11 protein-coding genes are annotated in these 10,051 nt (G+C 52.8%); 5 read left to right on the forward strand and 6 right to left on the reverse strand.

All coding sequences use genetic code 11. The features are described 5' to 3' along the window. Position 1: 1 nt before the first annotated feature. Positions 2–274: a DNA-directed RNA polymerase subunit omega gene (gene rpoZ, locus AC6R1O_RS18795; RefSeq protein WP_487903057.1), complete on the reverse strand. Its 273-nt coding sequence runs from the start codon at positions 272–274 to the stop codon at positions 2–4. Positions 275–350: 76 nt separating this feature from the next. Then, on the reverse strand, positions 351–971 hold the full coding sequence (gmk, locus tag AC6R1O_RS18800; RefSeq protein ID WP_334554887.1) for a guanylate kinase: 621 nt from the start codon (positions 969–971) through the stop codon (positions 351–353). Positions 972–1,407: 436 nt separating this feature from the next. Between gmk and AC6R1O_RS18805 the strand changes: the two genes are divergently transcribed. Beyond that, on the forward strand, positions 1,408–2,820 hold the full coding sequence (locus tag AC6R1O_RS18805; RefSeq protein ID WP_500633508.1) for an NCS2 family permease: 1,413 nt from the start codon (positions 1,408–1,410) through the stop codon (positions 2,818–2,820). 319 nt (positions 2,821–3,139) lie between these two features. On the opposite strand, the gene AC6R1O_RS18810 is transcribed toward AC6R1O_RS18805, so the two are convergent. Continuing rightward, on the reverse strand, positions 3,140–4,006 hold the full coding sequence (locus AC6R1O_RS18810) for a YicC/YloC family endoribonuclease (RefSeq protein WP_500633503.1): 867 nt from the start codon (positions 4,004–4,006) through the stop codon (positions 3,140–3,142). A 250-nt stretch (positions 4,007–4,256) separates the two neighbouring features. Between AC6R1O_RS18810 and rph the strand changes: the two genes are divergently transcribed. Then, positions 4,257–4,973: a ribonuclease PH gene (rph, locus tag AC6R1O_RS18815; RefSeq protein WP_500633504.1), complete on the forward strand. Its 717-nt coding sequence runs from the start codon at positions 4,257–4,259 to the stop codon at positions 4,971–4,973. Positions 4,974–5,104: 131 nt separating this feature from the next. Then, positions 5,105–5,746 carry an orotate phosphoribosyltransferase gene (pyrE, locus tag AC6R1O_RS18820; RefSeq protein ID WP_500633505.1) on the forward strand — a complete coding sequence of 214 codons (642 nt, stop codon included), beginning with the start codon at positions 5,105–5,107 and terminating at the stop codon, positions 5,744–5,746. 91 nt (positions 5,747–5,837) lie between these two features. Here the strand turns inward: pyrE and AC6R1O_RS18825 are convergent, their stop codons facing one another. The 3 genes from AC6R1O_RS18825 to coaBC form a co-directional block, all read right to left on the reverse strand. Beyond that, positions 5,838–6,791 carry a Kdo(2)-lipid IV(A) acyltransferase gene (locus AC6R1O_RS18825; RefSeq protein WP_500627789.1) on the reverse strand — a complete coding sequence of 318 codons (954 nt, stop codon included), beginning with the start codon at positions 6,789–6,791 and terminating at the stop codon, positions 5,838–5,840. Positions 6,792–6,794: 3 nt separating this feature from the next. Beyond that, positions 6,795–7,385: a nucleoid occlusion factor SlmA gene (gene slmA / locus AC6R1O_RS18830; protein ID WP_500627790.1), complete on the reverse strand. Its 591-nt coding sequence runs from the start codon at positions 7,383–7,385 to the stop codon at positions 6,795–6,797. 147 nt (positions 7,386–7,532) lie between these two features. Further along, a complete protein-coding gene (gene coaBC / locus AC6R1O_RS18835) occupies positions 7,533–8,747 on the reverse strand; it encodes a bifunctional phosphopantothenoylcysteine decarboxylase/phosphopantothenate--cysteine ligase CoaBC (protein WP_500633506.1) in 1,215 nt (404 codons plus the stop codon). A 322-nt stretch (positions 8,748–9,069) separates the two neighbouring features. Between coaBC and radC the strand changes: the two genes are divergently transcribed. Together radC and AC6R1O_RS18845 are read left to right on the forward strand one after the other, a co-directional pair. Next, complete coding sequence (gene radC, locus AC6R1O_RS18840; protein WP_500633507.1) at positions 9,070–9,756, forward strand: RadC family protein; 687 nt, start codon at positions 9,070–9,072, stop codon at positions 9,754–9,756. Positions 9,757–9,892: 136 nt separating this feature from the next. Continuing rightward, on the forward strand, positions 9,893–10,045 hold the full coding sequence (locus AC6R1O_RS18845; protein ID WP_500646160.1) for a hypothetical protein: 153 nt from the start codon (positions 9,893–9,895) through the stop codon (positions 10,043–10,045). The last annotated feature ends 6 nt before the right edge of the window (positions 10,046–10,051 follow it).

A 10,051-nucleotide genomic window follows, 5' to 3' on the forward strand; every position in this document is an offset into this window, starting at 1 on the left:
ATTATCGACCGTGAGCAATGCTGCTAACAGCGGCAAGTTCAGCGGCTTCTTGCTCTTGCTGCTCTTGACGCTCACGCGCATCTAGGATCTCTTTTGTGATAAGGCTTTCTTCGATTTCGCGCAGAGCGATAACCGTTGGCTTATCGTTCTCTTCTGGCACCAGTGAATCTTTGCCGCCAGTTTGCATTTGACGAGCGCGGCGAGCCGCAATGAGAACTAGGTCGAAACGGTTGCCAACTTTTTCAACAGCGTCTTGAACAGTTACGCGTGCCATAAGGACTCCAAATAGTTAACTAAAATTTTGTATGACGAGAAATTATACAAGATCTCGTAGAGAATAGTCTAGATTCTTATTTCAACAACGCATCCAGCATGCCTTTGTACTTGAGGGCTTGCTTATCTTGCTTGAGGCGTTCGGCGCGAATGATGGCTTTAAAGTCCATCAGCGCGTTATCGAAATCATCATTGATGATCACGTAGTCGTATTCGTTGTAGTGAGAAATTTCCGATTTCGCTTCCGCCATGCGTTTTGCGATCACCGCTTCACTGTCTTGGCCGCGTGCGTTCAGGCGACGTTCCAACTCACCGTTTGACGGCGGCAGGATGAACAAGCTCTTAGCTTGTGGCATTTGCTCACGAATTTGACGCGCGCCTTGCCAGTCAATGTCGAGGAAGACGTCGATGCCTTTATCGAGGTTTTGCTCAATCCACGGGCGAGAGGTGCCGTAGTAGTTGCCAAACACTTCCGCGTATTCCAAAAACGCACCTTGTTCGATCAGCGCTTCAAACTGCTCTTTTTGCACAAAGTGGTAGTGCACGCCATCTTGCTCACCCGGGCGCATGCCACGTGTCGTGTGCGACACGGACACTTTCATTGCGTAGGTAGGGTTGGTTTCCAGCATGGCTGAAATCAAGCTCGATTTACCCGCGCCGCTGGGCGCAGAAACAATGTATAGGGTGCCTTTGGCCATAAGGTTACGTCCACCATAAGATTCGATGTATTAAAGATAGCACTGACCGCGGGCATAACGTCAGTCAAGAGCGCGATTTCTCTCAACATCGGTGGCGAAAATTCGGCCAGAAAAAGGGAGGCGAAGAGTAGCATGGATCGGGGGGAGTGACTAGGGGGGAGGTGGGTAAGGGGTGATGGGTAAGGGGGGATAGGTAATGGGTTAGGGGTAATGGGTATTAGGTTGGGGGAATGTTCTTGACATGGTCCTTTCATCCATCAAAATTTCACCACCCACCACCCACCACCCACCACCCACCACCCACCACCCACCACCCACCACCCACCACCCACCACCCACCACCCACCACCCACTTTTTCCAAACCAGTTGAAATCCGTTCCCATCTCATTACAATTCGCGCAAACGTTTGGCTTGTTGCGGGCATTGCTGCTGGCGATGGGCTATGGCCCTCTTATTTATCTACCGATAGGTTGTATTGTGAGTTCTGACACTGCACTTCCACGCTCAGCCAACGCTGGGTGGCTTGAATCCACTTTTCATATCTCTGCGCGCAAATCGACCCTAGGCACGGAGCTGTACGCTGGATTTATTACTTTTTTGGCGATGAGTTACATCTTGGCGGTTAACCCCGCGATTTTGGGTGACATCCCAGGCATGGATCGCGGCGCGATTTTTACCGCCACAGCACTGGCGGCGGCAGCGGCCACGCTGATCATGGGTGTGTTTGGTAACTACCCAGTCATGCTCGCGCCAGGCATGAGCATGAACGGCTTCTTTAAAGGCATGCTGCTGAGCGGCTCAGTGGCGCTGGTGTGGCACGAAGCGCTGCTGGGGATCTTCTTCTCTGGTGTGCTCTATCTGATTTTGTCGATGACCCATATTCGCAAGGCGATGATTGAGTCTATTCCAGAAGATCTCAAATTGGCGATCACCGTATCGCTTGGTCTGTTTATCGCCTTTTTGGGCCTGAAAAACGCCGGCATCATCGTCTCGAACCCGATCATTTTGGTCAGCATGGGCAAAATCAATGACCCGCAAGTCATCATTGCCTACATCAGTATCTTTATCGCGCTCGGCTGCATGATTCGTGACATCAAACTGGCGACCTTTATCTCGTTTGTATCGGCGATTGTGCTGACCGTTGTGGCCGACTGGATGCTAGGGACGCAAAACGCCCCCATCCCAGAGAGCCTAGTGGCTGCGCCGCCAAGCCTGTCGGGCAGCGTTGGCGCCATCTTCAATTTCTCAGGGCTGACGGCCGACAAGCTGTTTGATCTGCTGTTTATTGTGGTGATTTTCTTGATTGTCGATTTCTTTGATGGCCTCAGCACCATTGTTGGCGTCGGCCGAGATGCGGGCATCATCGACAAAGATGGCAAAGTGCCGAACGCGCGCTCGGCGCTGGTTGCGGACGCAGGCGGCACCGTGATTGGCTCTGTGCTGGGTACGACTTCAGTCACCGCATTCTCAGAATCGGGCATTGCCTCTGCGCAAGGCGCGAAAACCGGCCTGGCTGCGGTGGTGGTTGCGGGGCTCTTCTTGGTGTCGCTGTTCCTCTACCCGCTTTTTTCCATCTTCTCTGCGGCCATGGTCGCCCCGGCGATGGTGGTGGTCGGCATCTACATGATTGGTCGCCTTGGCCAAATCCGCTGGGAGCAAAAAGAGTCTCGCATCGCGGCGTTTTTCACCATCATGTTCACCGTACTGAGCTTCTCACCGGCCAACGGCATGGCGATGGGCTTTATCAGCTACGCCTTTAGCATGGTGGTAGCAGGCAAAGCCAAGCAGGTTCACCCAGTCATTTATGTGCTGTCTGGGCTGTTTATGGCGTATTTGGTGCTTTTATAATCGCGGACATATGGCTGCCATCGCCATTATTGCTATTGCAGACACAACAAGGGCGGCATCAAGGCCGCCCTTTTGACATCCCATTACCTTAGGGCAAGTGACTTAATAGTTTAGTTTATTGTCATTAACGAGTGCTAAGAGAGTGCGTTCCAAAATAAATCAAAAGGTTAGGCTGGAGGGGATAGTCTAATTTTATTTAAAGGTCAGAGCAGTGGTGGGGCTGTTGGGTGAAGTCAGAGGATGTTGGTGGAAAAATGAAAAGCCCCTATCGACTTATAAAGTAAACAGGAGCTTTGCACAGTTAGTCATCTAAAAGAGACTATTCGATGTTCTGAATTTGCTCTCTCATCTGCTCAATCAACACTTTCAACTCGACCCCGGATGCGGTGATGTCGGTGCTGATCGACTTCGAGGCGAGCGTGTTTGACTCGCGGTTGAACTCTTGCATCATAAAGTCGAGGCGTCGGCCGCAGGCGCCGCCTTTTTTGAGGATGTTGTTGGTCTCTTTGACGTGAGAGTCGAGGCGATCGAGCTCTTCTGCCACATCGGATTTTTGCGCGAGGAGGATAAGCTCTTGCTCAACGCGGGAAGGGTCGAGCTCGACTTTGGCGTCTTCAAATTTGGCGAACAGGCGCTCACGTTGCCACTCAAGGATCTCGGGCATGCGAGCGCGCACGCGAGTCACTTCTTGTGAGATGGCGTCTAGGCGCTGGGTGATGAGCGCTTTCATGTTGTCGCCTTCGCGGCCGCGAGCGTCAATGAAATCACTCAGTGCACTATCAAAGGCGGCTAACAGGTCTTTGTTGACCACGTCCATGTCTTGCTCTGGAGTCTCCATCACGCCTGGCCACTGCATCACTTGGAAGGGATTGATGCGGCTCAGTTCGCCGGTCATGTGCATCACTTGCTCAGCGGCTTTGATGACTTGATTGGCGAGGGTTTCATTGATGGTCAGCTCACCTTTGGCGGCGGGGTTGGCTTCAAAACGCAGGCTGCACTCCACTTTACCGCGCGCTAGGCGCTTGCGAAAGCGTTCACGCAGTAGCGGCTCTAGGCCACGAAATTGCTCAGGTAGGCGGAAGTAGGTCTCCAAATAACGTTGGTTGACGCTGCGGATCTCCCACACAGCACTGCCCCAATCGCCTTTGGCTTCGCTACGCGCGTAGGCCGTCATGCTATAAATCATCGAATTTTCCTATCTATTAATCTGTGAAAATAACGCAGGGAGAGGATAGCAGAAGGTGGGGGGGAGTTCCTAGTTTCGGGGGGAGTTTCTAGTGACTAGTTCCTAGTGCCTAGAGGGGGATAGGGGTGATGGGTAGTGGGGGATGGGTAGAGGGGTGTGAAGGGGGTGAATGGCGGTGGTGGTGAGGGGGTGTTTTATGCTAGACTCTGGGCCCAATTCTACCGTCATCAAGTCAACAAAGGTAATGCCCATGCGTCCCAATGATCGCAAGGCGGATCAAATTCGCCCAATTAAAATTACTCGCAACTATACCGCGTATGCAGAAGGTTCTGTGTTGGTCGAGTTCGGCAATACCAAAGTGCTGTGTAACGCCACGGTTGAAGAGAGTGTGCCGCGTTGGCTAAAAGGCCAAGGTAAAGGCTGGGTGACGGCCGAGTACGGCATGCTGCCGCGTTCGACACATTCACGCATGCGTCGTGAAGCCTCAAACGGTAAGCAAGGTGGCCGCACGATGGAAATTCAACGCCTGATTGCGCGCAGCTTACGTGCCGTGGTGGATTTAGAAGCGATGGGCGAGTTTATGATCACCGTTGACTGTGATGTGATTCAAGCCGATGGCGGCACGCGTACGGCGTCTATCTCTGGGGCCAGTGTGGCGCTGGCGGATGCCTTCACTCACTTGATCAATAAAGGCAAATTGAAAAAGAACCCGATGAAAGGCCACGTGGCCGCGGTGTCGGTAGGCTTGCTGGGTGAAGAGGTATTGTGCGACTTGGAGTACGTTGAAGACTCCGCCGCAGACACTGATATGAACGTCGTGATGACCGAAGATGGCCGCATGATCGAAGTGCAAGGCACCGCCGAAGGTGAACCCTTCACCCACGAGCAACTGATGGTCTTGCTTGAGTCGGCCAAGGTCGGCATTGCCGATATTGTCGCCGCGCAAAAAGCAGCCCTAGCAGATTGATTGATAGCTCCCATTGATGGGGGCTATTTTTTTGTCCTCTTTCTATAGAGAACACAGTTTATCCTTAAATATTTACCCCCTTCTTCTAGGAACTAGGAACTAGCCACTAGAACAACCATCGAGAGAAAATAATGAAAGCATACCAGCGTGAATTTATTGAGTTTGCACTTGAGAAACAAGTTCTTAAGTTTGGTGAGTTTACTTTGAAATCTGGCCGTAAGAGCCCGTACTTCTTTAACGCTGGACTTTTCAATACCGGTCGTGATTTGGCGCGTTTAGGGCGTTTTTACGCCGCAGCGCTCGCGGACTCTGGCATCGAGTTTGATGTGCTGTTTGGCCCTGCGTACAAAGGCATCCCGATTGCAACCACCACGGCGGTGGCACTGGCGGATCACCACGACATCGACACGCCTTACTGCTTTAACCGTAAAGAAGCGAAAACCCACGGTGAGGGTGGCAACTTAGTCGGCAGCCCGCTGGAAGGTCGCATTATGTTGGTGGACGATGTGATCACCGCTGGCACCGCAATTCGTGAATCGATGGAAATCATCCAAGCAAGCGGCGCTGCACTGTCGGGCGTCTTGGTGGCGATTGACCGTCAAGAAAAGGGCAAAGGCGAGCTCTCTGCTATTCAAGAAGTCGAGCGCGACTTTGGTTGCGCGGTGATCTCCATCGTCAGCCTTGGCGATTTGGTGACGTACTTGGAAGAGCAAGGCGACGCGGCAGAGCACCTCGCCGCCGTGAAAGCGTACCGCGCGGAGTATGGGATTTAAGTGCCTAGTTTCTAGTGGCGAGTTCCTAGAGGGGATTGGCCACTATTTACTTATTTACTTATTTACTTATTTACTTATGGCGTATTCCGCTTTACTTGTACCGTACGCCTTTCTCTGCGTTTTCGTCTTGCATGGTTTTGTAGCGCTTGTGTAGCCACATCCATTGCTCTGGGGCGCGGAGGATCACCTCTTCCACGTGGCGGTTCATGTAGGCGGCGGCCGCGACTTCGTCTTTTTGTGGGTAGTCTTTCTCTACCGATTTATTGGCGATGATCTCATAGCGCCCGTCGTCATTGCGAAAGCCTGAACCCATCACAATCGCCGCTTTACTGGTGTACGCCAAGATGCTGGTGCCTGTAGTAGTGCAGGCATCGGGAACGGCAAAAAAGGGCACAAACACCGATTTGTTGCGGCCGTAATCATGATCCGGTAAGTAAAACAGCCGCTCACCACTGCGCATGACGCGAATCATCTGTTTGAGATCTTTTCTGTCGATCAAAACGTTGCCGTTGTGCGAGCGGCCCCAGTGCTGAATAAAGTTGTATGCAGGATTATTGTGCGGGCGAAACGCGCCATAGCCACCTAGCCCCAGCACCGCAAACGCGCGCGCGGTGATCTCTAGATTGAGGGCGTGGACGCAGCAAAGCAGCACGCCCTGTTTCTGTTCATTGTATTGATGCAGCAACTCGACATCTTTCGCCACGATTCTGCGCTTAAAGCGCCAGGTGGGCCAAAACCAAGTGATGCCGGTTTCAATCAGCGCGAGACCGGTGTTTTTGAAGTTCTCCTCAACCATCGCCTCAATCTCATCTTGCGCCTTATCTGGGAAGGCGAGCTCAAGATTGCGCTTGGCGACATGAACGCGCTTTTTGCCTAAACGCATGCCGAGTTTGCCGAGCCCTCGGCCGAGTGCATAAAGCAGTCGATACGGTAGCAGGTTAACCACTATCGCCAGCAAGCCAAAGCCAAGCCAAACGCCCCAATGGCGTGGGTGAAGTAAAGACCAAGAAAACTTGGGCGGCTGGTGTTTATCGTTGGTTGTCATGAATTAGTCCAATTGCGCACTGAGCAGTGCCCAGTACTCATCAAAGTTTGCTGTGGGGTGGTACTTAAAATCAGAGCGCACAAAGCGGTTCAAGCTGCCTTCGACTTGGCCAAGCAGTTGCGCGGCGAGGATCATTTCATCCACAGGAAAGGCTTTCCCTTCACGCAGTTTACGCTCACGCAGGATTTGACGCAGTGAGGTTTCAATGCGCTCATACAACTGGTTGATGCGATCGCGCAGGCGCTCATTTTCAAACATCAATGCATGGCCAGACAAAATTCGGCTCAGCCCCGGGTTGCGCTCGGCAAAGGCGAGAATGAGCTGCAACACCAAACGCAGACGCGTTAGGGTGTCTTTCTCTTCATCCAAAATACGATTGATGCGAGACATTAAAGACTCTTCAATAAACTCGATCAAGCCCTCAAACATGCGCGCTTTGCTGGGAAAGTGACGATACAAGGCCGCTTCTGACACGCCGACTTGTTTGGCGAGTTTCGCGGTGGTGATGCGTGAGGCGCCGTCACTGGACTCCAGCATTTCGGCAAGGGCTTGCAATATTTCGTCGCGGCGGTTGGTTTTTTTTGTTCCTGCCATGAACCTCTTCCTTTTTTATAACCACAGTTTATAAGAACTGTCACACGAGGGGCGCAGCGCTCAGAGGGGCTGAAAACGCAAAGCGCACACCGAGTGCGAGCGCGGCTGGGGCTCAACCAACCGCGTTGTCTGATGAATAGGTTGAAATCACTCGCTGGTTGGCGCGAGTTTGTCATTAATAATGGTGAGGATCTGCGTTGCGATATCCTGTTTGGACGCAAGCGTAAGTGATTGCTCACCCTCTTTCCAGTATACGGTGATAGCGTTGTCGTTGCTATTAAACCCTTGCCCCGCGACTGAGACATCGTTAGCACAAATGAGATCGAGGTTTTTCTTAACCAATTTGCTTTTTGCGTAGTGGGCGACGTCCTGCGTTTCGGCGGCAAAGCCAACAGTAAAAGGTCGATGCTCATTGAGTGTCGCGACACTGGCAACAATGTCGGGATTTTTCACCATCTCAATCGACATCGCATCGCTTTGGTCGGTTTTTTTGATTTTCTGCGTGGCAACCTGATGAGGACGATAGTCGGCCACCGCGGCGCAGCCAATAAAGACATCGTGTGAGCGAGCATGCTCAAGTGCCGCGTCGTACATCTCTTGCGCGCTTTGCACGTCTATACGGGTAACGCCGCTCGGCGTTGAGAGCGAAACAGGGCCAGCGATGAGCGTCACGCGGGCACCGAGCGCCGCGGCCTCGCTGGCCAGCGCAAAGCCCATTTTTCCTGAGCTGTGGTTAGAGATGTACCGCACCGGATCAATTGCCTCACGGGTCGGACCCGCGGTGATGAGCACAGAGCGCCCCGCCAGCGGTTTAGGGCCAAAAAATTGCTCGCAGCGCTCAACCAGCTGCATCGGCTCTAACATCCGACCTGGGCCGACGTCGCCACACGCTTGCTCGCCGGCTGCAGGGCCCCAAATCATCATACCGCGACGCGAAAGGGTGGCGATGTTTTCTTGTGTGGCGAGGTTGCGATACATCTGCTGATTCATCGCTGGTGAGACAGCAACTGGCGCATCGGTCGCCAGCACGAGAGTGGTCAGAAGATCATTGCCCATGCCCGCCGCCATGCGCGCAATCAAATCCGCCGTGGCGGGCGCGAGCAGAACCAAATCGGCCCATTTGGCGAGCTCAATATGGCCCATAGAGGCTTCGGCGGCTGGGTCTAGCAAGCTCTCTGACACCGGACGTCCAGAGACCGCCTGCATGGTCAGCGGGGTAATAAACTCTTTCGCGGCTGGCGTCATCACCACCTGGACCGTCGCGCCACGTTCACTGAGTCTGCGCGTCAAATCCGCACATTTGTACGCGGCGATACCACCGCTGATACCTAAAAGGATCTTTTTACCTGCGAGTGTTTGCATGATGATCTTCCTTAAAAATTCTTGGCGTAAGATAGCACGCCGCGTGTCACTAGGCGAGTTGACCCCATCCCCTTACGTCCTATCCCTCTGGGCCCTATCCAGCTGTGGTACCTCAAAGCGTCTTACCTTAAGTAGTCATACCTGAAACAGTCGTCTCTCAAACAGTGGTGCTTTGCCCGAGTGGTTAATGAGTAACGTCTCAATTACATAGAAAGAGGAAACCGCTCGAATCTTCACGCTTTTTTGCCCAGTCAACCTGAGAGATTTGATTACGCTTGGCGTGACAGATGAGCAATGTGGAGCAAACCGTGAGCCGATATCTATGACAGTGCCGTTACCAAAATCGCCGTTACCGAAATCGTCAATGCCGCGTGAGAAACTGCTTTCTCATGGCCCTCAAGCGTTAACCGATGCAGAGCTGGTGGCGATTTTTCTGCGCACCGGTACGCAAGAGAGGAATGTCATTGCGCTTTCTGACTATTTATTAGCGGAATTTGGCTCGCTGCGCGGGCTGTTCTCCGCCGATCTCGAGCAGTTTTGCGCGCACAAAGGACTAGGGGTGGCCAAATACGTGCAGCTTCAAGCCGTACTGGAGATGACGCAGCGTTATCTCAGTGAAACGCTCAAACGGGGCGACGCGTTGACCAGCCCGGAGCAAACCAAGCTTTATCTCTCCGGTGTGCTGCGTGACAAACAGCGTGAAGAGTTCTACGTGCTCTTTCTCGATAACCAACACCGAGTGATCCGCGGGGAGTCGTTATTTCAAGGCACCATCGACGCTGCCTCTGTCTACCCGCGAGAGGTGGTCAAGCGCGCACTTGAGCTTAATGCCGCTGCGCTGATTTTGGCCCACAATCACCCTTCCGGTGTGGCAGAACCTAGTCAATCTGATCGCCGAATTACCCGGCGCATTAGTGATGCGCTTGCTCTGGTTGATATCCGAGTGCTGGATCATTTTGTCATTGGCGATGGCGACATTGTTTCCTTTGCCGAAAGGGGGTGGATGTGAGGCCACCGAACCGCCAGCGGAGAACACAGCGACAGGAAGCGTATCAGCAAACACAAGCGGAGACCTTATATCGCCTCGCTGAGGCAAAGCGCGTCGACAATGAAACCTTGTTGGCAAGGTTGGGATTCTGCTTTCGATGGATTATAATTTGGGCATCCATAGGCGGTTTGATCAAGTTAGAATTGGTGACGGAGGCATTAAAATGGATGAGTGGGTAAGTAATAACATGACGTTAGTTGGCATCATCATCATGATTGCAGGCCTGACCTTGGGCTATATTATCTTCTGACGAGGA

The sequence above is a fragment of the Vibrio sp. R11-SG3-ISO3-SZ genome (assembly GCF_059834345.1).

Bases quoted from the DNA above. Each gene is read 5' to 3' on its own strand.
- pyrE (WP_500633505.1), top strand. From the start codon at position 5,105: ATGAAAGCATACCAGCGTGAATTTATTGAGTTTGCACTTGAGAAACAA.
- rpoZ (WP_487903057.1), bottom strand. From the start codon at position 274: ATGGCACGCGTAACTGTTCAAGACGCTGTTGAAAAAGTTGGCAACCGT.
- AC6R1O_RS18825 (WP_500627789.1), bottom strand. From the start codon at position 6,791: ATGACAACCAACGATAAACACCAGCCGCCCAAGTTTTCTTGGTCTTTA.
- AC6R1O_RS18845 (WP_500646160.1), top strand. From the start codon at position 9,893: ATGGATTATAATTTGGGCATCCATAGGCGGTTTGATCAAGTTAGAATT.
- gmk (WP_334554887.1), bottom strand. From the start codon at position 971: ATGGCCAAAGGCACCCTATACATTGTTTCTGCGCCCAGCGGCGCGGGT.
- coaBC (WP_500633506.1), bottom strand. From the start codon at position 8,747: ATGCAAACACTCGCAGGTAAAAAGATCCTTTTAGGTATCAGCGGTGGT.
- AC6R1O_RS18805 (WP_500633508.1), top strand. From the start codon at position 1,408: ATGGGCTATGGCCCTCTTATTTATCTACCGATAGGTTGTATTGTGAGT.
- rph (WP_500633504.1), top strand. From the start codon at position 4,257: ATGCGTCCCAATGATCGCAAGGCGGATCAAATTCGCCCAATTAAAATT.
- AC6R1O_RS18810 (WP_500633503.1), bottom strand. From the start codon at position 4,006: ATGATTTATAGCATGACGGCCTACGCGCGTAGCGAAGCCAAAGGCGAT.
- slmA (WP_500627790.1), bottom strand. From the start codon at position 7,385: ATGGCAGGAACAAAAAAAACCAACCGCCGCGACGAAATATTGCAAGCC.
- radC (WP_500633507.1), top strand. From the start codon at position 9,070: ATGACAGTGCCGTTACCAAAATCGCCGTTACCGAAATCGTCAATGCCG.